This window comes from Streptomyces sp. SAS_281 (assembly GCF_052542855.1).
Window position 1 is genome coordinate 1 of sequence record NZ_JBMNDO010000018.1, and the last position, 21,506, is coordinate 21,506.

22 protein-coding genes and 2 pseudogenes are annotated in these 21,506 nt (G+C 68.6%); 14 read left to right on the forward strand and 10 right to left on the reverse strand.

Annotated features, from left to right (window positions below):
- The first annotated feature begins 26 nt into the window (after positions 1-26).
- The 6 genes and pseudogenes from ACN6LM_RS09320 (at position 27) to ACN6LM_RS09345 (ending at position 5,648) form a co-directional block, all read left to right on the forward strand.
- Positions 27-1,213, forward strand: a pseudogene (locus ACN6LM_RS09320) (dihydrofolate reductase family protein).
- 114 nt (positions 1,214-1,327) lie between these two features.
- Positions 1,328-1,992, forward strand: a pseudogene (locus ACN6LM_RS09325) (transposase); the annotation flags it as partial.
- Between the two features lie 92 nt (positions 1,993-2,084).
- A complete protein-coding gene (locus tag ACN6LM_RS09330; RefSeq protein ID WP_445064826.1) occupies positions 2,085-2,858 on the forward strand; it encodes a hypothetical protein in 774 nt (257 codons plus the stop codon).
- Positions 2,855-3,982: a PD-(D/E)XK nuclease family protein gene (locus ACN6LM_RS09335; protein WP_445064827.1), complete on the forward strand. Its 1,128-nt coding sequence runs from the start codon at positions 2,855-2,857 to the stop codon at positions 3,980-3,982. The genes ACN6LM_RS09330 and ACN6LM_RS09335 overlap by 4 nt, the downstream gene beginning before the upstream one ends.
- A 446-nt stretch (positions 3,983-4,428) precedes the next feature.
- On the forward strand, positions 4,429-4,692 hold the full coding sequence (locus tag ACN6LM_RS09340; protein WP_160310979.1) for a hypothetical protein: 264 nt from the start codon (positions 4,429-4,431) through the stop codon (positions 4,690-4,692).
- Between the two features lie 155 nt (positions 4,693-4,847).
- Positions 4,848-5,648, forward strand: a complete 801-nt coding sequence (locus ACN6LM_RS09345; protein WP_445064828.1) for a hypothetical protein — start codon at positions 4,848-4,850, stop codon at positions 5,646-5,648.
- A 159-nt stretch (positions 5,649-5,807) separates the two neighbouring features.
- Here the strand turns inward: ACN6LM_RS09345 and ACN6LM_RS09350 are convergent, their stop codons facing one another.
- Positions 5,808-6,041, reverse strand: a complete 234-nt coding sequence (locus ACN6LM_RS09350) for a helix-turn-helix transcriptional regulator (RefSeq protein ID WP_030577858.1) — start codon at positions 6,039-6,041, stop codon at positions 5,808-5,810.
- Positions 6,042-6,459: 418 nt separating this feature from the next.
- On the opposite strand from ACN6LM_RS09350, the gene ACN6LM_RS09355 reads away from it, so the two are divergent.
- Positions 6,460-7,734, forward strand: a complete 1,275-nt coding sequence (locus ACN6LM_RS09355) for a tyrosine-type recombinase/integrase (RefSeq protein WP_445064829.1) — start codon at positions 6,460-6,462, stop codon at positions 7,732-7,734.
- Positions 7,735-7,916: 182 nt separating this feature from the next.
- Here the strand turns inward: ACN6LM_RS09355 and ACN6LM_RS09360 are convergent, their stop codons facing one another.
- Entirely contained in the window at positions 7,917-8,198 is a 282-nt protein-coding gene (locus ACN6LM_RS09360; protein ID WP_445064830.1) for a hypothetical protein, read from the reverse strand.
- Positions 8,199-8,210: 12 nt separating this feature from the next.
- The gene (locus ACN6LM_RS09365; protein WP_445064831.1) at positions 8,211-8,630 is read right to left on the reverse strand and encodes a hypothetical protein; all 420 of its coding nucleotides are present in this window, start codon (positions 8,628-8,630) and stop codon (positions 8,211-8,213) included.
- 216 nt (positions 8,631-8,846) lie between these two features.
- On the opposite strand from ACN6LM_RS09365, the gene ACN6LM_RS09370 reads away from it, so the two are divergent.
- On the forward strand, positions 8,847-10,262 hold the full coding sequence (locus tag ACN6LM_RS09370) for a lamin tail domain-containing protein (RefSeq protein WP_445064832.1): 1,416 nt from the start codon (positions 8,847-8,849) through the stop codon (positions 10,260-10,262).
- Positions 10,263-10,282: 20 nt separating this feature from the next.
- Here ACN6LM_RS09370 and ACN6LM_RS09375 read toward each other — a convergent pair whose 3' ends face one another.
- Positions 10,283-10,822: a putative immunity protein gene (locus ACN6LM_RS09375; protein ID WP_445064833.1), complete on the reverse strand. Its 540-nt coding sequence runs from the start codon at positions 10,820-10,822 to the stop codon at positions 10,283-10,285.
- Positions 10,823-10,907: 85 nt separating this feature from the next.
- Complete coding sequence (locus ACN6LM_RS09380) at positions 10,908-11,666, reverse strand: MerR family transcriptional regulator (RefSeq protein WP_445064834.1); 759 nt, start codon at positions 11,664-11,666, stop codon at positions 10,908-10,910.
- Between the two features lie 205 nt (positions 11,667-11,871).
- Between ACN6LM_RS09380 and ACN6LM_RS09385 the strand changes: the two genes are divergently transcribed.
- Both ACN6LM_RS09385 and ACN6LM_RS09390 read left to right on the forward strand, forming a co-directional pair.
- Positions 11,872-12,642 (forward strand): MBL fold metallo-hydrolase, encoded by a 771-nt coding sequence (locus tag ACN6LM_RS09385; RefSeq protein WP_445064835.1) that lies wholly within the window; start codon positions 11,872-11,874, stop codon positions 12,640-12,642.
- 55 nt (positions 12,643-12,697) lie between these two features.
- Positions 12,698-13,471, forward strand: a complete 774-nt coding sequence (locus ACN6LM_RS09390; protein ID WP_445064836.1) for a class I SAM-dependent methyltransferase — start codon at positions 12,698-12,700, stop codon at positions 13,469-13,471.
- Here ACN6LM_RS09390 and ACN6LM_RS09395 read toward each other — a convergent pair.
- Positions 13,460-14,101 (reverse strand): DUF6928 family protein, encoded by a 642-nt coding sequence (locus ACN6LM_RS09395; RefSeq protein WP_445064837.1) that lies wholly within the window; start codon positions 14,099-14,101, stop codon positions 13,460-13,462. The genes ACN6LM_RS09390 and ACN6LM_RS09395 overlap by 12 nt on opposite strands.
- Positions 14,102-14,247: 146 nt before the next feature.
- Here ACN6LM_RS09395 and ACN6LM_RS09400 point away from each other — a divergent pair, with 146 nt between their 5' ends.
- Together ACN6LM_RS09400 and ACN6LM_RS09405 are read left to right on the forward strand one after the other, a co-directional pair.
- Positions 14,248-14,766: a hypothetical protein gene (locus ACN6LM_RS09400; RefSeq protein WP_445064838.1), complete on the forward strand. Its 519-nt coding sequence runs from the start codon at positions 14,248-14,250 to the stop codon at positions 14,764-14,766.
- Between the two features lie 169 nt (positions 14,767-14,935).
- Positions 14,936-15,148, forward strand: coding sequence for a hypothetical protein (locus ACN6LM_RS09405; protein ID WP_445064839.1), 213 nt, complete (start codon positions 14,936-14,938; stop codon positions 15,146-15,148).
- Here ACN6LM_RS09405 and ACN6LM_RS09410 read toward each other — a convergent pair.
- Both ACN6LM_RS09410 and ACN6LM_RS09415 read right to left on the reverse strand, forming a co-directional pair.
- Complete coding sequence (locus ACN6LM_RS09410) at positions 15,145-15,798, reverse strand: hypothetical protein (protein ID WP_445064840.1); 654 nt, start codon at positions 15,796-15,798, stop codon at positions 15,145-15,147. The two genes, ACN6LM_RS09405 and ACN6LM_RS09410, sit on opposite strands and share 4 nt — an antisense overlap.
- 77 nt (positions 15,799-15,875) lie before the next feature.
- Complete coding sequence (locus tag ACN6LM_RS09415; RefSeq protein ID WP_445064841.1) at positions 15,876-16,373, reverse strand: ATP-binding protein; 498 nt, start codon at positions 16,371-16,373, stop codon at positions 15,876-15,878.
- 123 nt (positions 16,374-16,496) lie between these two features.
- On the opposite strand from ACN6LM_RS09415, the gene ACN6LM_RS09420 reads away from it, so the two are divergent.
- Positions 16,497-17,351 (forward strand): helix-turn-helix domain-containing protein, encoded by an 855-nt coding sequence (locus ACN6LM_RS09420; RefSeq protein ID WP_445064842.1) that lies wholly within the window; start codon positions 16,497-16,499, stop codon positions 17,349-17,351.
- Positions 17,348-17,536, forward strand: coding sequence for a DUF397 domain-containing protein (locus ACN6LM_RS09425; RefSeq protein WP_445064843.1), 189 nt, complete (start codon positions 17,348-17,350; stop codon positions 17,534-17,536). The genes ACN6LM_RS09420 and ACN6LM_RS09425 overlap by 4 nt, the downstream gene beginning before the upstream one ends.
- A gap of 231 nt (positions 17,537-17,767) precedes the next feature.
- Here the strand turns inward: ACN6LM_RS09425 and ACN6LM_RS09430 are convergent, their stop codons facing one another.
- Positions 17,768-19,159: a ricin-type beta-trefoil lectin domain protein gene (locus tag ACN6LM_RS09430; RefSeq protein WP_445064844.1), complete on the reverse strand. Its 1,392-nt coding sequence runs from the start codon at positions 19,157-19,159 to the stop codon at positions 17,768-17,770.
- A gap of 16 nt (positions 19,160-19,175) precedes the next feature.
- Positions 19,176-21,365, reverse strand: a complete 2,190-nt coding sequence (locus tag ACN6LM_RS09435; protein ID WP_445064845.1) for an RICIN domain-containing protein — start codon at positions 21,363-21,365, stop codon at positions 19,176-19,178.
- Positions 21,366-21,506 lie beyond the last annotated feature (141 nt).

A 21,506-nucleotide genomic window follows, 5' to 3' on the forward strand; every position in this document is an offset into this window, starting at 1 on the left:
CCCCCCGCACACCGCTTGGAGATACCGTGCCCCGCCCGTACGTCCTGTTGTCCGCAGCCGTTTCGATCGACGGTCACCTCGACACCCGCCCGGGCGAGGACCGGCTCCTGCTCTCCAACAAGGAGGACTTCGAACGCGTCGACTCCGTACGAGCCAGTGTCGACGCGATCCTTGTCGGCGCCGGCACACTCCGCGCCGACAACCCCCGCCTCCTCGTCAACTCGGCGGAACGCAGGGCGTCCCGGGTCGCCTCCGGTGAGCCGGAATACCCGCTGAAGGTCACCATCACCGGAACGGGCGACCTCGACCCCAGCTGGAAGTTCTGGCACCACGGCGGAGACAAGCTCGTCCTGGCCGTGGGCCACGAGGCCACCGCGAAAGCTCGCGCCAACCTCGGTGACCTGGCCACCGTTCACAGCGTCCCCGCCGAGGCCGTATGGCCGGCCGCGCTTGACATCCTCGGCGACGAGTACGCCGTCAGGCGGCTCATGGTCGAGGGTGGCGGAACGGTTCACACACAGCTCCTCGAAGCAGCTCTGGCCGACGAGCTCCAACTCGTCATCGCCCCGCTCCTGGTCGGTCAGCCGGATGCAGTGCGCATGCTCGGCCCAGCGAGCTATCCCGGCGGGCCCGCCGCCCGCCTCCGACTTCTCGAAACCCGCCAGATCGGCGACGTGGTACTCCTGAGGTACGCCCCCAAGGACACCTCAACGGAGCCCCGATGAGCACCACCCCTTCAGCCGGCGCCCCCGGCACCGGCCGCGAGCCCAACACCGCAGACCGCAACTGGCTCGCCCTCGCCTGTGAGCTGGCCGCCCTCTGCCCGCCTTCGGAGACCGCTTTCAGCGTGGGGGCGGTCATCGTCGCAGCCGACGGCACCGAACTCGCCCGCGGCTACTCCCGCGAGAGCGACCCCCACGACCACGCAGAGGAAGGAGCCCTCGCCAAGCTCCCCGCCGAAGACACCCGGCTCGCCACCGCCACGATCTACAGCTCCCTGGAGCCCTGCGCCAGGCGGGCATCCCGGCCTCGCCCCTGCGCCCAGCTCATCCGCGACGTGGGCCTCCGCCGCGTCGTCACCGCGTGGAGCGAACCCGACACCTTCGTCGTTGGCGCCGAAGGCACAGAGACCCTCGAGGACGCCGGCGTGACTGTCGTCGCACTGCCTGAGTACGCGAACGCCGCGCAGGCACCCAACCTGCACCTGCTCTGAACCTCGGTCTCTCAGGGACTTCTCAGAAACTTCAGTCCTGCCGGAGGCGCTTTCCGTCGCACTCTTTAAAAAGTGAAGAAGCGTAGCGGGTCGTAGCCGCGTGTCCGTGTCCGTATCAAGGGCGGTGGCCGTGGGGTGGCCTCGCAGGCCGGGTCGGTGCTGCTGGCCGAGATGGCCCGCAAGTCCCGTCTGAACACCGCAATATCGGTGGCACTCACGCCGTGGCGCAAGGGACCGACCATGCACGATCCGGGAAAGATCCTGCTGGATGTGGCCTCGGCCGTCGCACTCGGCAGGGGCTGTCTGGTCGACATCGGCATGCTGCGGGCCGAGCAGGATGTGTTCCGCCCGGTGGCCTCCGATCCCGCAGTCTCCCGTGTCATCGACAGACTCGCCGCATCCGGCCCGAAAGCCCACGCGGCGATCCGGGACGCACGTTCCCGAGCGCGGGGCGGGTCTGGGAGCTGGCCGGTGCGAACAGTCCGGCCGTAGACGGCCAGGTGATCGTGGACATCGGCGGAGTGCTAACTCTCGCACACTCCGACAAACAGGACGTCACCGCGCCCCGGAGGAAGACCTTCGGCCACCACCCCCTCGTCGCGTTCGTCGACCACGGCCAGGCCGAATCCGGCGAACCGGGTCCCGCGCTGCTGCGGCCCGGCAACGCAGGCTCCAACACCGCCGCGGACCACATCGAAACCGCCCAACTCGCCCTGACCCAACTCCCCAAGGCTCTGCGGCCGACACCCATCCGCACCGACTCCGGCGGCAGCATTCACGCCTGATGGGTAAAAGCGGCACCCCACACGCACAGCGCCCCCGTCAGCGAACTGATGAGAACTCATGAACAATTGAGGCTAACCTTCGTTACATGCAGTTCACCCTCGATGGCGAATCCTTCGAGCTGACGCCCACGCTTGTTCGTGGGCGTCTTGCTGGTCACGTACCCGAGGAGATCCGCGAGTACTGGGTCGAAGTAGATGGTGTGCGTTGGCCGGTCAAGCAGGTCATCTTCCTTACGACAGGTGCCAAGCGCAGCAGGTTTCAGTCGCAGGCCTCTCGGCGGTGGCTGCAGAATCTCGGGTTCTTGATCGGTGCCGGATCCTCGGCCACCGAGAGCGGCTCAATCCCGCGGCTGACCGGCGCGTCTCGTCGTGGGCCTTTCGACGAGTCCCAGCTCAAGGAACTGGAGGCACTCGACGTCCGCGTTGCGTTCTCGTGGCTGAGCGCCGGCCCGATCACGCTGGACGAAGCCGGCCTGCCGAGGTTTCCCGGACTCCCGCGAGCGCCAGGGCTCTACCGCTACGATTTCGGTGTGGACGACGACGGCATCCGCGTGCTCTACATCGGGGAGTCCGTGGAGCTGGCCAGGCGAGCCAGCAACTACCGCAACGCCAAGACGGATCGCTCTAGTCAGCGCACCAGCCGCCGCATCCACAAGGAGATCGTCGGCCACTTGGAGTCCGGTGGTTCTATCGCATTCGCCATCGCAACGTCAGTCCGCTGGGGTGACGATGTCGAGCTGGACCTGCGGCTCAAGTCCGCCCGTCGCCTTGCCGAGAACGCTGCGGTGCTCCTCGCGCAGTCGCAGTCCAGGATCCGCGTGCTCAACATCGACGCGGAGCTGGGAGAGGGCAGCGAGTGAGCAGCCTTCCGGACCTTCGCTTCCTGCTCTCGATCAACAGCGAGAACGCGTGGAGCGATCTGCTCGCCACCCTCATGCATGCCGACCAGGCGATCACCCGCTCCGTCCTCGGCATCAACGCTGTTGGCCCGCTCCAGATCCGTCGGGAGGTCTCGAAGTCGCGGGGCCGGAAGGCATCGGATCGCCCCGACCTGGTGGTGGAGGCGAACGGTCAGGTTGTCGCTGTCGTCGAAGTGAAGCTGCTTGCCGGCCTCGGAAGTGAACAGTTGGAGCGGTACTACAGATACGTCGCCGAGGAGGACCGAGACGACTGCCGGTTCGTGGCGGTCTCGCTTCAGCGCATCCGTCTCGACACCACCCATGCCCAGGACTGGCAGAACCTCACCTGGGAGGAGCTCATCGCTCCCTTCGCCTCGTCCCCGGTACCGTGGGCCGCGACGACCGCTACAGCCTGGACGAGCCACATCGAGTCCCAGGTGCCGGAGGTGGATGGCCACACCGTATGGAATCAGATCGACGGTATCGACCTGTACCTCGCCCTCCGGCTTCGTGCCGCCTATATGTACGACAACGTCGCCTTGCCCGGCGGCTCATCGAAGTCCATCCGGGAGATCGGCTCCGGTGGCCTGTACGTCGCGATCGTGGACGCCCCGATTCCGGGCAGCAGCTACACCGTCCGTTGGGACGCCACCGAGAGCTTGCCGACTCAGGAGGTTGGCAAGCTCGTCGACAGCAGCGGGCTTCGCGGGGTCGACTTCCGCTTCTTCCTCGCGCAGCAGCGAGTCACCTCCTCCAAGGCCTTCGACTGGGATCACCTGGCGCTGCTCTGGCAGGAGTACCTCGCCCAAGAAGACTGGATTCCGTGGAGACCCCATCCGCCGCGCAAGACCTTGCAGTGGGAGAAGGATGGCGTGGCTAGACTCAAGGCGCTCGGCGCTCCAGCGTTCCTCGGCGCTGGCTACGGCGAGAAGCAGGCCAAGCTCAGCGGTGAAGTCGAGTTCGGCGCGCGCTTCGTGCTGCCGCCCTCAACCACACTCAAGGAAGCCACCGAAGTGCTCAGCAGGGTGGCTGTGATCGGGTCCCGGATGGCACAGCACGCGACTCAGCCGCAAGGGAGACTGTGATCGCATTAATCGACCGAGAATCTGACAGCGGCGATGCAGGGGTGGACGGATAGATGATGGGCGACTTTGGACCCGACCGCTTGCGGCAGCTCTTCGGCGACCCGAACGAGAACGGGGTCTACCTGGTCGGCGTCGTGGAGTTCTCGGACGATGCGAGCGAGGACCAGTGGTCGTACGTCGGGAACACTCAGATGGGGACCCTGGAGTCAGTTGCCAGCAGGCTCGGCTATGAGCGGCGTGACATCAGGATTACGGAGCCCTACCGAGAGCCTGGCCGTGGGGTGCTGCCGGACGGAACAGAGCTGGCAGTCACCTCGACCACCGTGCCGGGGAGCGCATCCTGGCATCGGAGTAGCCGGGAGCCAACGCCGGAGGAACGGCTCCGGTGGGCAGGGCACCCAGTGCCGCCTCCACCTGCGCCCGAGCCGGTGCCGGTCGGTCCCAACATGGAGACGGCGAGGCCTCGGATCGAGGAGCACCAGGGCGAGGTCTTCTACACGAAGACCGGCAAGCCCTTCACCTACCGGACCAACCACTACACCCTGGTCATCGTCGAGAGCCGGCGCAACGTGCAGTGGCACGAGATCAGGTCAGCGCTGGAGGCATGGCCGATCGCGGGGCCGTCGGAGATTCCACGATGCCCCGAACGTTCTGGGCGGTACGTCTACGGGATCGTGTCCGACGAGCGGATCCGGCAAGGGGACTGGTGACAACCTTGGACCTGCGGCTCTGTGGCGGCTGATGCGATGCTCGCCGAACCTGCCCAATCGTCGGACGCTGCAGCTACGGTCATGGGTGAGGTTCTACTACCGCGTCTTCCTCGTCGACCGAGCGCCGAGGAAGACCCGAGCACTGACGAGGACGCATGGCCGAGGACCAAGAGTACGACGAGGTCGACGCAGTTGTTCGTATCCCCAAGGGCGAGCACCTCGCCGACTCGCGGAAGAGCGAAGGCTGGAAGCGTGGGTTCACTCCCAAGACGAGTGACAAGGGGCCGGAGCACGTCGAGATCCGCCTGAAGGCCGAAAAGGAGTCAGGTTTCACAGACAAGCCCGAGATCGTCTACGTCACCGAGTTCGTGGACGATCAGCGTCCTCAGCTCACCCCCGGCCAACAGGCCGTGGTTGACATCGCGGTCCAGGTCATCGACGGTCTCGTAGAAATCGCAAAACCTCACGTTGCCCACTGGTGGCACACCCGGGCCGTGCCGGTCCTCGTTGCCAAGGGCGAAGCCTTGGTGCTGAAGCAACAGACCCGCAGAGCTCAGAAGAAGTCCTTGCGGGCCGGGGCCACAACGACACCTCCTGCTGCCGTCCCGGGGGTCGAGGCGGACGCGCCTTCCCAAGATCTGGCCACCGCGCCCAGCGACCCGAAGGTCACTGTGACGAGCCAGCAGTTCCAGCAGATGTTCATGACTTGGCTCGCTCGTGAGGAAGCCCAGCAGACGCTCTGGAGCCTCATCGTGAATGCCGAGGTCGAGGATGGGGGTGCTGCCACCCTGGCATGGCAGCAGGATCTGAAAGAGCTTTCGCCTGAGCAGCGAACCGAGCGGGTCATGGAGTTCCTCGCTACCAACCCCTCGATTCTGGAGGACTTCGCTCGTCAGCTCATGGGCAGCATGGCCCTCGGGCTCAGCGAGACGACTCCCAGGCGCGACCGGGCGTAGGGCCGTGCCGTTTCAGGATGGCGCGTCACTAGAAAGAGCCTCCGACGCAGGCCAGAGGCCCTTCTCAAGGCAAAGCCGCTGGTGGCGGCAGACGAGTCGGGCTGTACGCCGGGTTCTGTCGCCCGACCAAGGACAAGGGCACCAGCCAATCTTGGCCGATCAGGTCGCACGATTCACCGCTTGAGCTTCCAGCCATGCCTCTACCTCCGACCAGCGGTAGCGCAAATAGCGGCCGACCTTGTGGGCTCGCGGACCCTGGTGTCGGTGATTCCATATGTAGACCGTATTCAGAGGTACGCCCAGGAAGTCGGCCAGCTCCTCCGCGCTCATCAAGGGACAACGGTCCCCCGCGCCACTAGCGGCTTCTTCCGCGCGGGCAGTGGTTCGACGCATGGGCACTCCAGAACGGTTCGAAGCGGGCAGGAAAGAACCACGTGAGCGGTATTCCGCCGTGGTGGTGTACAGGACGTTTGCATTAAATTCCGGCCGGACCAAACAGAGGGTCTTTCGACGAAACGCCTACGACTCTTGCGAACTCTCGAAGGACACAGGCGAATCTTCGCTGAGGGTTCGGCGAGCCCTCGTCGAACCCTCAGCGAGCATTTTCCTAGGTGAAATATTCTCTACCACTCTGCACCCTTTGTCGCGAAGACCCCAAGAATGCATTTGACATCTTCAGCCCGCCTGGATCAACATCCAATTCACTCAGGGCGCGATGAACGGGCAGACAATCTCGCCGTCGACGATGGCCCTGATTGAAAAGAGTCCACAAATAGGCTCATAGGGCCGTCGGAAGCTAGGAGTTGAGTCGATGCCGTACGACCGCTGGCACAAGTCGCGCCCGAAAGACGGAGAGTCGACCTGCAAGGAACACGGCAAAGTTCCTACGCGGGATCACGGGACGGGGAAGCGGTGGCAGGCCCGATGGCGCAACCGGGAGGATGTCCAGCAGACGGAGCTGTTCCGCACCGAGGTCGAAGCCCGCAGGCACGAGACCAAGATGCGGTCCGGAGTGGACGACGGCTCGTACATCAACCCTCGTGCCGGTGAGGTCAGGGTCAGTGAACTCGCCCTTACGTGGCTCAAGGGGCACGAACACAAGAATCCACGGACTTACCGACGCCACAAGGAGCGGATTCTCCTGCACGTCGTTCCTACCGCAGTTGGGAAGATGCGCGTAAAGGACGTGAACGCCTCATCTTTGCTGGACTGGCTGCACGACCGTCGCAGGCTGCTCGAAAGTTCCACGCTGCGCCTGGTCTTCGACAACCTTCGGGCTGTCTTCGACCTGGCCGTGGACGACAGCCTGATACACAAAAACCCGTGCCTCGCTAAATCGGTGCAGGACGCCAAGCCGAAGCGAGGAGGTGGCGGCCGGGCGGAGCTGACCCTGACATGGGAGGACACCGAGAAGATCCGTGCCGAACTTCCCGACCGCTACAAAGCGCTCGTCGACTGTGGTCGCGGCCTGGGTCTTCGGCAAGGAGAGATATTCGGCCTGTCACCAGAAGATATCGACTGGGCACATCCGGACGGCGCCATGGTGCACGTGCAACGGCAAGTAGTCCACGACGGCTCGTTCCTCGTATACGCCCTCCCCAAGGGCGGAGACGACGAGGGCCCGAAGGACCGGTGGGTCGAGCTGACCGACGACGTGGCCATCCCCCTGCGCGAGCACATGGAGAAGTACCCGCCGGTCGAGGTGACCCGACCGTGGGGCAGCAAAGGCGGCGCCCCGGTCACGGTGCGGCTGATCTTCTACACCCGGGAGAAGACTGCCGTTCAATCGAATTGGTTCAACTCCTACCGCTGGAAGCCCGCCCTGGCGTCGGCCGGCCTCATCAAGCCTCTTGAGCCCGACGCGAAGGGACGACGCTGGGAGAAGTCCCGCGACGTGATGATGCACGCGCTCCGGCACCTGTACGCGTCGATGATGATCAACGGCGGGGTAGACGTGTACACGCTCGCGGACCGCCTCGGACACGCCGATCCCGCGTTCACCCTGCGTAAGTACGTGCACCGGGTCGTGGGAGCCGGTTCCAAGGTCCGCATCGCGGTCCGGAGCGCCTACACCAGGGCCGCGTGACTCCTGCTCCGTGCGGCTTGTGCAACAACCGTGCAAGATGATCTTCGAGAGAGGTCATTTGCCCAGGTCAGAAGCTTTGTGCATGAGTTCCGGGACATCTGACCGGTGGGGTGGCGTGCCCCTTGGGGCCGAGGGGCACGCCACCCCACCATGCCAGTCCGCCCGCACCGGCTCGACGGCCTCTACTCGCTGTCCTGGAACCCCGGACTGGCCAGCAGCTCGTCGATGGTCATGAAGCGACAGGTGCCGCGAGAGACGTCCACCAGAACGGGCAGATTCCCCAGGAGGAAGTTGCCGTCTCCTTCTACATGCGTGGCATCCCGCAGGTCGTAGGGAACGACCACATCACTTCCCTCGACGCGAACGTCCTCCCGTACGATCCGCATCGTCATGGGGTCCCAGCCGTCCCAGTTCCGTTCCACGAACCTCGTGGCCACGTCCACTGCTTCTTCGATCGAGATCAATTCAGTCTCTCCTCATCCGAGTCCCGGCGCCGGGGCCGGGACTTCCTGTGGGGCTGCGGCCGGTACCGCAGCGCAGACCGCGAACGTGACGCCGAAGAGGCCGAGGACTATCGCCAGGTAGCCCTTCGTCTGGGCGGCCGACTGGCGGGCGGCGACTTCGCGGGACCAGAGGGCGGCGTCCTTCTGGGTCTGGGCCTCGTGCTCGAAGTAGCACTTCTGGAAGAGCTGGTCGGGCGGGGTGCCCTCCTGCTCGGGCTTGCAGTCGGCGTCCTTGAAGAGGGTGAGCTCGCCGGCGTACTCGTCCAGGGGCTTGTCCGAGACCTTCGAGGAATCGGACATCGCGACCGCGGCGAGGATCACCGCCGCGGCCATGCTGAGCATCGCCATGACGATGCAGAAGACGGCTCCGGCGTTGCGTCCTTGGGATGGCATGCGCATGAGACTAGCCACGTCTCCGGACCCGCCGTCAGTCAGTCTCATGGCCCGCGTGCGGGGCGCGTATGCACTCCCTCCCTCCGGCGCCGCCGGCCAGGGCCTCGCAGAATTCGCCAGGCGTTCGCACGCCGTCCTCCCGGACGTGGGCGTCACGTTCGGGCTGGGCCGAGAACGTCGGGCCGCCCGCCCGACGACTACCCCAGGATGGATTCCGTGACCACATCGCCCTCCCGCCCACGGCGGCCCCGCGCCCTCGCCCGTTTCCTCGTCGCCGCACCGCTGCTGGCCGCCGGAGCGCTGACCGGTGTGCCGGCGGCACACGCGGCCCCGGCGGACGACGTGCGTATCAACGAGGTGGTGACCACCGGCGACGTGAACGACTCGGTCGAGCTGTACAACAAGGGCACCGCGTCGGTCGACGTCTCGGGCTGGATCCTGAAGGACGACGACGAAGACCACGCGTACGAGATCCCCTCCGGCACGACGCTGGCGCCGGGCGGCTTCCGGACGTTCGACGTCAGCGGCGCGTTCGGGCTCGGGTCGGCCGACCAGGCCCGGCTGTACCTGGCCGATGGCGGGACCCAGGTGGACGGCTTCTCGTGGAGCAAGCACTCGGCCCCGTCCTGGTCGCGCTGCGCCGACGGCACGGGGGCTTTCGGGCAGGCGGACTCGGTGACGCTGGGCGCCGCGAACGACTGCGGTACGGGTGGCGGCTCGACGGCCCCCGCGACCTGGCCGGGCGGCAGCGCGGTCGCCACCGCGGACGGCTCGAACGTCTTCGGCGAGGACCTGAGCGGTCTCTACCAGGACGGCGGGGTGCTGTGGGCGGCACAGAACAGCGGCAAGCTGTGGCGCCTGGTGCGGGACGGCTCCGGCGGCTGGAAGCCGGACACCGCGAACGGCTGGTCCTCAGGAAAGACCCTGCGCTTCCCGGGCGGCTCCGGCAGCCCGGACAGTGAGGGGGTGACCGCGACCCCGGGCGGGATCTTCGTCGCGAGCGAGCGGAACGGGGACGCCTCGGGCACGAGCCGCCTGTCGGTGCTGCGGTACGACGTGAGCGGTTCCGGCTCGTCGCTGACGGCCGCCAGGGAGTGGAATCTGACCTCCGACCTCCCGTCGACCGGCTCCAATCTCGGCCTGGAAGCAGTGACCTGGGTCCCGGACAGCGCGCTGACCGGGACCGGCTTCAAGGACACATCGACGGGCGCGGCGTACGACCCGGCCCACTACGGCGCCCACGGCAACGGCGTCTTCTTCGTCGGCGTCGAGGGCACGGGCATGGTGTACGGCTATGTCCTGGCCGACTCCGGTACGTACACCCGGATCGCCTCGTTCAGCAGTGGCCTGTCCGGCGTGATGGAGCTCCAGTGGGAGCCCCAGGCGTCGCGCCTCTGGGCGGTCTGCGACGACACCTGCGACGGCCGCCACCAGACGCTGGCGGTGAACGCGGCGGGCACGTTCGCCGTGACCGGCGCGTACAACCGGCCGAGCGGCATGCCGAACTACAACAACGAGGGCTTCGCGCTGTCCGGCGCCGACGAGTGCGTGTCGGGCTCGAAGCCGGTGTACTGGTCCGACGACGCGAACGACGGCGGGCACGCCCTGCGGCGGGGCAGCGTCAGCTGCTGAGCGGAGGCGCGGGCACTCCGTCACGGTGCCCGGCGGAGGGAGGCGTCCAGCGCGGCCATGAGGTGCGCGGCGCGGCTCCTGCCGCCGGGCGCGGGCGGGTAGCGACGGAGGACGTCGATCAGGGCGGGGGTGGCCCGTTCGCAGGCCCCTTCGAGCACCCGGTTACCGGCCTCGGGGTCCTCCCCCGCCTCGATCTCCGCGATGCGGGCCGCGTTCGCGGCGGCCCGCAGGATGTGACCGACTTGGTGGGCCTTCGCGAGGGGGTGCAGGTAGGCGGCGGACGCGGCGTCGCCCGCCGCCTGCGCGGCCAGCCGTGCGGCTTCGGTGACCGCGTCCTTCGCCGCGCGGTGCGCGTCCATCGATGCGACGCGCTGGAGCCTGGTCCGGGGCGCGCCGTCGATGAACTCCCGGGCCGCCGCGATGGCGGCACGCGGCCTGCCGTCGTCGGGGTGGGCGTCCTCGAACACCGCGAGAACACCCTGCGCCGCCTCGGCGGCGTACTGCGCCACGACGCGCAGCTCGGCCATGGACAGCTCGAAATCCCCGCGCACGCCCGTCATTCGAGCGATCGTCGCACATCGGCCCGCGTCTGGCCGTACGGCTCCGAGGGGCCGCCCCGTCCGCCGGAGCGGCCCCCGCCCGTCTTCAGGTGAGGCGTTCGGCCGTGTACACCTCGATGGCATCGCGCTGGAACGCGGCGAGGCCGGGGGCGATCGCCTCGTAGGCAGCGCGCCAGTCGGCGTTGTCCACGACGGAGCGCCCCATGGCCAGGTGCTCGTCGGCGGTGACCGGTCGCAGGGCGGAGAGCAGCCGGTAGTGGGCGTCGATCTCGGCCTGGACGGGCGCAGAGTCGGCGGCGTGACCGGCGGCCCGGAGCTCGGCGAGGCGGATCATCCGGGCCGTACGGTCGCGCTGGCCGGCCTCGATGTCCTCGGGGCTCCTTCCGTCGACGTGCTGGGCGACCCGCTCGGCGTGGGCGGGGAAGTCGCGCAGGCTCTCCTGGTACTGGTCCGGCTGTACGCCCTCGAAAAGGTTTTCCGGTCGGTTGATGGTCATGGGTGCGTCGTCCTTCCTGGACTGTTCCAGTTCGGCGATCGTGCGCGAGACGGTGGCGGCCAGCGTGTCGAGCCGGTCCCGTTCGGCCAGCAGCCGCAGGTGGTGGCCGCGCAGGGCCTCCACCGCGTCGACCTGCTCGGCCAGGACGCGGCCGATGTCCTCCAGCCCGAGCCCCAGCTCCCGCAGGACCAGGATCTGCTGGAGCCGCAGGAGCTGGGCCTCCCCGTAGTACCGGAGCCCGCCCGCCCCCGTCCGGGCGGGCGGCAACAACCCGATCGCGTCGTAATGCCGCAGCGTCCGGGCGGTCACCCCGGACATCCGCACCACCTCGGCGGTCGGCCACTCCATCGCCTTCACCTCGCGCTTTCGCCGTACCGGGCCGGTGTGTCCGGCCCTGTCCCACGACCGTAGAAACTGCCGTTACGTCAGCCGCAAGGCGTCGCTTCGGGCGGCGGGCGCACTCGCTGTTCGGCGCCGCACGCGCACAGAATCGCGCTACGGGGCAGCTGTCTTCCAGACGTCGCCTCCCGTAACTGTGTTCTAGGATCTCGGGATGAGTGACGAGCCTTTTCGCCTCACGGTCCTGGGCTGCGCAACGCCCTACCCGAGCGTGGACAATCCTTGCTCCGGCTATCTGGTGTCGAGCGGGGACACCCATATCTGGGTGGACGCGGGCAGCGGGACGCTCGGCCCGCTCCAGCGGCATGTGCGGCTGGATGAGCTCGACGCGATCTGGATCTCGCATCTGCACGCCGATCACAGCGCGGACCTGCTCACCGCGTACTACGGAGCCCTGTACGCGGACATCCGCCTCGCGGCGCCCATCCCTCTCTACGGTCCGCCCGGGATCGCCGACCGGCTGGCCGGCTTCCTCACCAACACTCCGGCCCGCAGCCCGATCGAATCCGCCTTCTCCGTCACCGAGTTGCACGACGGGCACCAGGCGGCCACCGGCTCGCTCCGGCTGACCAGCCGGGCGGTGTCGCACGGCATGCCGGCCTTCGCCGTGCGCATCGAGGCGGCGGGCAGATCGCTGGTGTACTCCGGGGACACGGCACCGTGCCCGAGCCTCACGGAGCTGGCCGAGGGATGCGACGTACTGCTGTGCGAAGCCGAGAGTGCGCAGGCACCGGCCGAGGGCGAGCAGGTGCACCACACGCCCGAGGACACCGGCGACACGGCGAGCGCGGCCGGGGCGGGCCGACTGATCGTCACGCACGTCGGCCGCTTCCTCACACCGCAGCAAGCGGTGGCGCGCGCCTCGGCCCGGTTCGGCGGTCCCGTCGATTACGCCGCCCCCGGGACCACCTTCCCGATCGGCTGAACGCGGTGGAAAGGGGCGTGCGGACCGCCTGTGCCCTCTGTCGGCATGGCCCGCCATGACCGCGACGCGAGCCACCGCCCTCTTCGATCAACTGGCCTCGGTGTACGACGAGGTGCTGCCGTTCTTCGCCGGGTTCGCCCGACAGCACATGGCGTGGCTCGCTCCCGGGCCCGGGACCCGGGTCCTCGACCTGGGGGCCGGGCGCGGCGCCCTGACCGGTGCCGCGCTGGCCCGTGGCTGCTGGGTGACGGCGGTGGACTGCGCTCCGGGGATGGTCGAGCGGCTGGCGGCGCAGTATCCGCAGGTGCACGAGGCGCGGGTGATGGACGTTCACCAACTGGACCTCCCCGACGACTCCTTCGACCTGGTCTGTGCGGGGTTCGTCGTCCACCTGCTCGATGATCCGGCTGCGGCGGCCCGGGAGATCCGCCGCGTCCTCGCCCCCGGCGGGGTGTTCTTCTTCTCCGTCCCGGGTGACGTCGAGGACGCGCCGGAGTGGGAGTTCTACGGGGCCCTCTTCCGGGAGTTCCAGCCCCTGATTCCCGAGGGACAGGGGCGGCTGAGTCGCCCCCTGGACGCGGAACGGCTGCTCTCGTCCGCCGGGTTCACCGGCATCGGCGAGACCGCCATCGAGCAGCGCCTGCCCGTCCCGGACGCCGACACGTTCTGGGACTGGGGGCTCTCCCACGGCTCCCGCGCCTACTTCGACGCCCTCCCGGCCGATGCCCGTACGGAGTGCGAGGCGCGGGTGCGGGCGGCGCTGTCCGCCATGGACCCGATCGTGTTCGCGGCCGGGGCCCACCTCTGGAGGGGCACCTCAGCGGCATGACCTCGGGCGGCGAACCGCACCATCGCGCGTGAGGGCGAAGCCCAGCAGGGGGATCTCGTCCGGGTCGACGTCCTCGGGCGAGGGGCGGCCCTCCAGGAGGAAGCCGAAGAAAGCACGGAGGGCTTCGTTGCCCAGCTCCAGGGGGTGGAACGGCAGCGCGTAATCCTCCATCGCCCGGTCCCCCGCCCAGTACGGCGCCTCGAAGGGGAACGGGTCGCCGACGTTCTCCACGATGCCTCCGTCCGGCGACAGGCTCAGGGAGCGACGGAGGCGGCCCTCCTCCCAGACCGCGAACGCCAGCCAGTCCGAGACGCTGTACATCGCGTGCAGGATCACGCGTCGGCCCGCGGCGGCCTCCAAGAGGAAGGCCGGGAGTTCCGACGGGCGGTCGAACATCAGCCGCCGGTCACAGACCAGGTCCACGCCGGGAAAGCTCCCCGCGTACGTGATGCCCTCCGGCGGATACGTCGATTCGGCCAGGACGTCCCCCTCCGTCGGCACCGTCCCCCGGCACGGGAACACCCGGGCGACCAGCTCCGCCGTTCCCGCTGCCCGCGGCTCACCGGCCGCCTTCAGTACCGGGGCCACGTCCCCGTCCGCGTACGCAAGTATCGCCGTCTTCGCTCCCATGCACCGCACGCTAGCCCCGCCCCCTGACAGCCCCGCGCCTTCCCTCGCCTCATGACGGCCGCTCCTGAAGGCCTCTCTGTACGATCACCGAACACTGGCGCTGCTCCACGTGGTGCCCTGTACGGATAGTTCGGAGGGGTTGGCGGGTGTCCGCTGTGGATTTCTGCGCTCACGTCGCCGGCTGCGGCGAGGTCCTGGGAGCGGGCGTCGGTGCGGACCCGGGGGCCTGGGAAGCCGCCCTGGGGGCGACATTCCTCGATGTTCCCGGTGGCGGTCTGCTGCGGCGGGACTACGGGCTCGTGGAGATCAACTTCTCGCCGGACCAGCCGGGGCCGTCCGGGCAGCTGTCGTGCTTCGGCTTCGGCGTGAAGGCCCAACGCCTGCTGTACGACCAGTCCCCGAGCACCGTGCCGGCCCCGCTCTCGCGGGAGTACGGGGAATTCGCACCCAGAGTTCCCTTCAAGGAACTGCAGGCCGCCATCCTGGCCCTGGGCCACACGATCACACTCGACAAGCAGAACACGTCGCGTGACATGGACTGCTACCGCGTATCCGCGTCCACCGCCCGCATCCACGTCGTCGCCGACCCCGATCCTTACGGGACCGGCGCCCCGGATCCCGACGGGCATCGAAGGGGTGACGTCTGGTCTGTCGACGTGTGGTGAGCAGCCGCGGGCTCTGTCTCCTTGGCGTTGCCCGCCATGCGAAGCTGTGCGCCATGGCGCCCTCGACAGTCCGTGGCCTCGCTCTGCCCGCGCTGCTGACCTCGCTCATCGATCGCGGCTTCTGGCACCATCCGGGGGCGTCGCCCCGCTCGCACTTCCCTGGCTCGACGTGGAACAGGCCCTACTGATCGCCACCACGCGCAACCCCGGCGATGACGGCGCCCTGGCTCTGGACTACCGGACCGACCCCTCGGATCCCCGCGTCGGCGGCAGCGACTTCTGGACGGACGCCGCTCTGTGCCGGTGGCGGGTCGTGGCGCCCAGCTTCTCGGGCTTCGTCGCGAGCTTGGGCCTGCCGAACCCGCCGTGGCCCGGGCCCTAGCGCCCCGGCCAATACGGGCTCGGCAGGCCGTCGTTGCCCATGTGGGTGCGTCGCCACAGCCCCGTCCAGGTGTACGGGGTCTGCGGGACGACCGGGTGTCGCTGCCCGCACGGGCAGGGCGCCAGCACCCAGGCGCACCCGGGGCACAGCGTCACCCAGCCGTGCCCGGACGAGTGGGACACCGGTGGTCGCTCGTCGCCGCAGGCGGGGCAGCCGGGGAGGTCCGCGCCGTCCAGGAGCGCGTTCTGGCGCCGGACGTACGCGGGCAGCCGCAGCGGCGGATGGCGGAACGGGTCCTCGTACCAGCCGCGGTTCGGGCTCTCCGACCAGCTCCGCAGCCACCACGGGCGCGGGCTCGCCACAGCCCGCCGCCCCGCCCGCTTCTCCGCCCGGCGCCACGCGGCGTACTCCTCCGTCCGCGCGAGCCACAGCACCCGCGCCTCGTGCAGTTCCTCCACCGCCCGTACGAGGGAGTCCGGGTCCGCCTCCAGCCGCCGGGGGATCGCGGCGCTGAGGGTGAGGTGGTGGTACGTCGCCCGGAGGCCGTACGGAGCGAAGACGGTGAGGCAGGTCCGCAGTGCGTTGTGGCGGCGGTGTACGGGATGACCGGCATCGTGCACGTGCGCCCGGTGGGTCAGGAAGCTGGTCATCGCGTGGCCGACAGGTCCGGAGCGACCTCGCCGTTCACGTACGCCGCCTGTGCCGTCCTCGGTCCCATGCCCGCATGCTAATCCGCGCCGCCGGCCGTCAGCTCGTACTCCGCCCACACCGTCTTCCCCGGTGCCTGCTTCCTCGGGTACCAGCCCCAGCGCGTGGCCAGGCCCTCGACCAGCAGCAGGCCGCGGCCGTCGTCCGCGAGGCCCGCCGCCGCGAGCTTGCCGGGGCGGGGCGGGACGCGTTCGCCCCGGGTGTCGGTCACCTCGATCCGGGCCGTAGGACCGGGGCGCTCCACGACGCGCAGCAGCAGGTGGAAGTCCCTGCCCTGCACGTGGCCGTGGCGCACCGCGTTCGCCGTCAGCTCCGCCGTGATCAGGACGACCGCCTCGTGCGTCTCCGTCCCGTACGGCAGACCCCACGCGTCCAGCCGGACCGCCGACAGGCGGCGGGCCAGCCTGGCGCCCCGGGGCGTGGAGGTGAACCGCATGTCGAAGCTCGGGGTACCCAAGTGGGGGAATAGGTGGGTGGGTTGCGAGGTGCGGTGGGGGCTGTCGATGTTGCTCGTCATGGCTACGAGAGTCCTCGCCGTGGCGTAGCGTGACCAGTGGTGACGCACCGACGCGATCTCCTTGTACGCGCGCTGACGGCACCGGTACGCGGAACACGGCGCGATCGAGCGAGGCAGGGTGCGATGACGGCTGAACGGGTGGGGCCCGGGGAGATGGACGGCGTCCAAGCGGCGGACAAGGCGGGCCAGGATGTGGTCATTGCTTTCGGGCAGAGCCTGAAGACCTTACGCGTACGGGCGGGCATGCAGCGGGACGAGCTGGGCCGACGCCTGGGGTACTCGGCGTCCACCATCGCCTCCTTCGAGCAGGGCCGGAGGATCCCGCCGCCGAGGGCGATCGACAAGGCGGACAAGGAGCTGGGCGCGGACAACCTGCTGACGGTGTGGAAGGAGCCGGTGGAGAACGCGCAGTACCCGGTGTTCTTCCAGGGCATGGCCCAGTTGGAGAAGCAGGCGATCGAGCTGCTGTCGTACGACACGCTGGTCGTGAAGGGGCTCCTCCAGACAGAGGAGTACATGCGGGCGGTTCTTGCTCTCCGGCGTCCTGTTCTCGACTCAGAGATCATCGAGCAGCGAGTGACGGCCCGGCTGGCCCGCCAGGAGATCTTCGACCGCCGCCCCGCGCCGCTCCTCAGCTTCGTCATGTGCGAGTCGGTGCTGCGCCGGAAGTTTGGCGGCACTGAGGTACTGCGAGGCCAGCTGGAGCACCTTCTTCTGATCGGCCAGCGGCGGAACGTCGAGCTTCAGGTCATGCCGCTCGACTCGGTGGAAAACTCGGGTGTGGACGGGCCGTTCACCGTCGTCACTCGCGAGGACGGCAAGAAGTTCCTGTACGTCGAGGCACAGGGAACGAGTTCGCTGGAGACGGACCCGAAGCAGGCGGCGTTCGCCGCAGCGCGCTATGGGATCATCCGTTCGCAGGCTCTCACCCCGCGAGAGTCACTGGCGTTCATCGAGAAGTTGCTGGGAGAGCTATGAACAACGCTGAGCCCCTCGCCTGGTTCAAGAGCAGCTACAGCGGCGCCGAGGGCGGCGATTGCATCGAGGTCGCGACCGCTGCCGGAGCCGTGCACGTGCGTGACTCCAAGGACGCGGCCGGACCCGTCCTCCACGTATCGCAGAACGCCTGGGCCGGGTTCGTCGGACTCGCCACGGCGAAGTAGTACAGGCCGCGTCTGTACGCACCAGAGCCCCGCCGGACCGCAATGGACCGGCGGGGGCTCTCGCCTGCGAGGACCAGGCCTGGGACGCGGCGGCGCGCATCGCGGCCGCGCGCAGCATCTCCGTACGGCATCTGTACACCGTGCTGTCCCGCGGGATGTCGCCACGGGCCTGGCGCGACCGGCATCACCGCTGCGGGTGAGTCCGATCGCGCCGGGCCGGGGCGTCAGGTGCTACGCCAGGGTCCAGGACTGGTTCGCCGTGCCGCCGCACGTCCAGATCTGGAGCTGGTTGCCGTCCGTGGTGCTCCAGTCCGTGACGTCGAGGCATTTGCCCGAACCGGAGTTCACCAGGCTGCCGTTGGCGCCGGTGGTCCAGGACTGGGCGCCGGAGCCGTTGCAGTCGTAGAGCTGGACCTTGGTGCCGTTGGCGGTGCCGGCCGCCGTGACGTCGAGGCACTTGCCCAAGGCACGGAAGGTGTTGCCGTCACGGGTCCACTGCTGGGCCGACGTGCCGTTGCAGGTGTAGAGGTCGACCTTGGTGCCGTTGGCGCTGCCGGCACCGGCGACGTCGACGCATTTGCCGCCGTAGCCCTTGATGGTGGTCGTGCCCGCCGGTGGGTCGACGGGGCCGCCGCCGCCCGTGATGGCCTTGAAGCTGTTGGTGAACTGCCAGGTGCTCTGCGGGGTGCCGCTCTGGCCCTGGTTGTCGCGGCCCAGGGACCAGAAGGTGAGTTCCTGGATGCCCTTGCTCGCGGCGAAGGCTTCGAGTTCCTGGGCGTCCTGGACGGTGAAGACCTCCGCGGCGGTGTCGTTGATTCCGATCATCGGGCAGTTGCCCTCCATCGCCCACAGCTGGGCGGAGGACTTGTCGGTCCAGATCTGGCCGAGCTGGGTGTGCAGTCCGTTCGCGGCGCTGATCGCGGCCTGGCCCATGTCCATGGCGGGGCCGTAGTCCATGGTCATGATGTTGACCAGGTTGACGTTGAGGTTGTGGCTCTTGGCGTTCTTCAGGAGCGCGATGCCGTTGGACTCCAGGCCGCTGGGGCTGACCGGGAGGGTGAAGTCGACGTCCAGCTTGCGGCCTTGGGCCGCGTAGTCCTTCTGGAGGTTGGCCAGCGCCTGGTTGCGGCGGTCGTTGGCGGCGGTGTTGTCGAGGGTGCTGCCCTCGATGTCGAGGTCGATGCGGGTCAGGTTGAACTGGTCGATGACCTTCTTGTACTGGGCCTGCATCGCGGAGACCGTGCCGCAGGAGGCGAGTTCGCTGCCGCTCGCGCCGCCGAAGGACGCGATCACGTCGCCGCCGACCGCGCGGAGGCTGTTGATGGCGTTGTTCCAGCCGGAGTCGGTGACCGGGGTGTCGCCGTTGATGGTGGCGTTGCAGGTGCCCTGGCTGACGATGAAGGCGAGCGTGTAGTACTTGTTTCCGGTCGCGTTGTACGCGTTCATCAGGCTGGACGGGCTGTTCCACATCTCCGCGTACGGAGCCGCGTAGTGCGCGGGGAAGCCGGGGCCGGGGTTGGCGGCGGCGGATGCGGGGGCTGCGGCCGTGGCGACCAGGCCGGCGGCGGCCAGGGGCACGACGCCGAGCAGGGCGGTGAGCCATCTGCTGCGGGATCTGGGCATGGGGGGTCCCTCCGGTCTACGGGTAGGTGGTGAGGTACGCGACGTTGCTGCTGGGCGTGACCGCCGCCCCGGTGCTGTTGATGATGTGGCTGATCGTTCCGGCGCCGCCGAGGACGACGGTCACCATGTCGTGGAACTTCACGCCGGAGGTCTGGGGCACCTCGAAGGAGTGGTCCTCGACCACCGCCGGATTGGCGTTGAAGTACGCGTAGCTGCCGAGGCCCCACGCTTCGTGGCTGGTCACGGACGCGCCGACCTTGTACGCCGGGTAGCCGTTGGTGTTCCCGTTCCTCCAGGCGCTCTGGTCGGGCGGGTCGTACGGCAGCTCGTTCTGGAAGAAGTACGTGCGGCCCCCGTTGCCGTTCCAGATGACCTGGGTCTTCTGGTAGTGCTCCACGAACAGGCCGTACGCGGTGACGTTCTGGCCGTTGACGACGAGCCCGGTGTCCGCGGTGTTGGTGTTCCAGCCGACCGTGCCGCCGTTGCCGTGGTCGGCGCGCCAGATCCAGGTGTGGTCGATGATCGTGTTGCTGGTGTTGACGACCAGCGACTGGGTGGCCTTGCCGACGGTCGCGCCGCCGATGCGGAAGAACACGTCGTTGAGCGTGACGGGGTTGGCGGCGTGGTTCGCCGACGAGCCGTCGGGCCCGATCCGCATCAGGGTCTGGGAGTTCGTCGTACCGGCGTCTACGAGGACGCCCGCGATCTTGATGCCGTCCACGTCAGCGGTGGTCAGCGCGGTGATGCCGTTGTCCGGAATGAGCGTGGCGAGGCCCATGCCGAGGACGACGGTGTCGGGGCGGGTGACGTTGAGCGTCTGGTTGAGGTGGTAGACGCCCGGGGTGACCAGGAGGTTCTTGCCGGCGGCCAGGGCGGCGTTCATGTCGGCCGCGCTCGCGCCGGGCCTGGCGATGTAGAAGTCGTCCAGCGGGAGCGAGGAGCCCGCCTGGGTCTTGCCGCTCCAGGTGGTGGCCGATGCGTTGGTCTGGGCGGCGGGGACGAAGACCTTCCAGGCGCCCGCGTCGTCCACGTACAGGAAGGGCTTCTCGCGGTTGACCGGGGCGGAGGCGACGGTGGTGTAGGTCGGGAAGGACTGGGCGGGGGCACCCTGGTCGCCGACGAAGACCATGTTCCAGTTGGAGCCGGACCAGGAGCCCATCCTGGTGTTCTTGGTCAGGAACTGCTGCTGGCTGCCCGACTGGATCTGCCCGTCGATCTTCGAGTCGGAGATGAAGCCGCCGCTGGACCAGCCGCCGTCGTCCAGCTTGAGGTTCCCGCGTACGTGCATGCGCCGGTACGGGGCCGCCTGCGAGACGGCCCAGCGGTCGCTGCCGCCGTTGGGCGTGACGGAAAGGTTCTCGGCGTCGCGCCAGAAGTTCTGGGTGGCATTGCCCTGGAACCAGTCGGCCTCGGCGTGGACGGCGCCGTTGATGTTCACCGCGTCCGGGGACAGTCCGAGGCCGGCGACCTGGGTGTAGAAGCCGACGTTGACGTCCGCGCTGTACGTGCCGGGCTTGAACAGCACCGCGTAGCGCTCGGAGCCGAACTGGTTGGACTGCTGCCGGCTGAAGATGCTGTTCAGCTTGGACTGGATGGCCGAGGCGGACATCGACGGGTCGAAGACCACCGTGTTCGGGCCGAGGTCCGGGTTGTCACCCGTGGGCGGGTCCGTGGGGTCGGTGGGGTCCACCGCGCCGGAGTAACTCCACTTCTGGTTGCCGGTGCCCGCGCAGTCCCAGACCTGGAGGCGGGCGCCGTCCGCGTTGCTGTTGTCCTTGATGTCCAGGCACTTGTTCGCGGCGGTGTTGACCAGGTCTCCGGCGGAGGTCAGCCGCCACTTCTGGGTGGCGACGCTCCCGTAGCAGGTCCACAGGTGGACGGCGGTGCCGTTGGCCGTGCTGTTCGCGGCCAGGTCCAGGCACTTGCCCTTCGCGGTCAGCGAGCCGTCGCTGTTCAGGGTCCAGCTCTGGTTCTGGCTGCCGGGGTAGCACGTCCACATCTGGGCGGGCGTGCCGTCGGCGGTCGAACCGTCGGTGACGTCGAGGCACTTGCCGTTGCCGGTGTTGGTCAGGGCGCCGGGGGTCGCGGCGCCGGCGGTCCCCGAGCCGAGGGCGACCAGGGCCCCGGCGGCGGCCAGCGTGGCGGACAGCGCCATGGCCAGGGGGGCGGTTCGCCGTCTGCGGCGGCGGTGGGGCGGATGAGGCATGGGGAGCCTTCCTGTGGCGGGCGGGGGGGTAGGCAATCAGGTGCATGACAGGAAACACGTCCGGCCTTATTTCAAGCCGTGAAGCTAGAGGCGTCGCCGACCGCCCGTCAACCCCCTTGCGTGAGCCGGTATTTCACCCTC

Coding starts and splice junctions, on each gene's coding strand:
- ACN6LM_RS09425 (WP_445064843.1), top strand. CDS start 17,348: ATGAACAACGCTGAGCCCCTCGCCTGGTTCAAGAGCAGCTACAGCGGC.
- ACN6LM_RS09395 (WP_445064837.1), bottom strand. CDS start 14,101: ATGGGAGCGAAGACGGCGATACTTGCGTACGCGGACGGGGACGTGGCC.
- ACN6LM_RS09435 (WP_445064845.1), bottom strand. CDS start 21,365: ATGCCTCATCCGCCCCACCGCCGCCGCAGACGGCGAACCGCCCCCCTG.
- ACN6LM_RS09350 (WP_030577858.1), bottom strand. CDS start 6,041: ATGCGTCGAACCACTGCCCGCGCGGAAGAAGCCGCTAGTGGCGCGGGG.
- ACN6LM_RS09375 (WP_445064833.1), bottom strand. CDS start 10,822: ATGACGGGCGTGCGCGGGGATTTCGAGCTGTCCATGGCCGAGCTGCGC.
- ACN6LM_RS09385 (WP_445064835.1), top strand. CDS start 11,872: ATGAGTGACGAGCCTTTTCGCCTCACGGTCCTGGGCTGCGCAACGCCC.
- ACN6LM_RS09365 (WP_445064831.1), bottom strand. CDS start 8,630: ATGCCATCCCAAGGACGCAACGCCGGAGCCGTCTTCTGCATCGTCATG.
- ACN6LM_RS09380 (WP_445064834.1), bottom strand. CDS start 11,666: ATGGAGTGGCCGACCGCCGAGGTGGTGCGGATGTCCGGGGTGACCGCC.
- ACN6LM_RS09345 (WP_445064828.1), top strand. CDS start 4,848: ATGGCCGAGGACCAAGAGTACGACGAGGTCGACGCAGTTGTTCGTATC.
- ACN6LM_RS09420 (WP_445064842.1), top strand. CDS start 16,497: ATGACGGCTGAACGGGTGGGGCCCGGGGAGATGGACGGCGTCCAAGCG.
- ACN6LM_RS09355 (WP_445064829.1), top strand. CDS start 6,460: ATGCCGTACGACCGCTGGCACAAGTCGCGCCCGAAAGACGGAGAGTCG.
- ACN6LM_RS09330 (WP_445064826.1), top strand. CDS start 2,085: ATGCAGTTCACCCTCGATGGCGAATCCTTCGAGCTGACGCCCACGCTT.
- ACN6LM_RS09430 (WP_445064844.1), bottom strand. CDS start 19,159: ATGCCCAGATCCCGCAGCAGATGGCTCACCGCCCTGCTCGGCGTCGTG.
- ACN6LM_RS09410 (WP_445064840.1), bottom strand. CDS start 15,798: ATGACCAGCTTCCTGACCCACCGGGCGCACGTGCACGATGCCGGTCAT.
- ACN6LM_RS09415 (WP_445064841.1), bottom strand. CDS start 16,373: ATGACGAGCAACATCGACAGCCCCCACCGCACCTCGCAACCCACCCAC.
- ACN6LM_RS09340 (WP_160310979.1), top strand. CDS start 4,429: ATGGAGACGGCGAGGCCTCGGATCGAGGAGCACCAGGGCGAGGTCTTC.
- ACN6LM_RS09390 (WP_445064836.1), top strand. CDS start 12,698: ATGACCGCGACGCGAGCCACCGCCCTCTTCGATCAACTGGCCTCGGTG.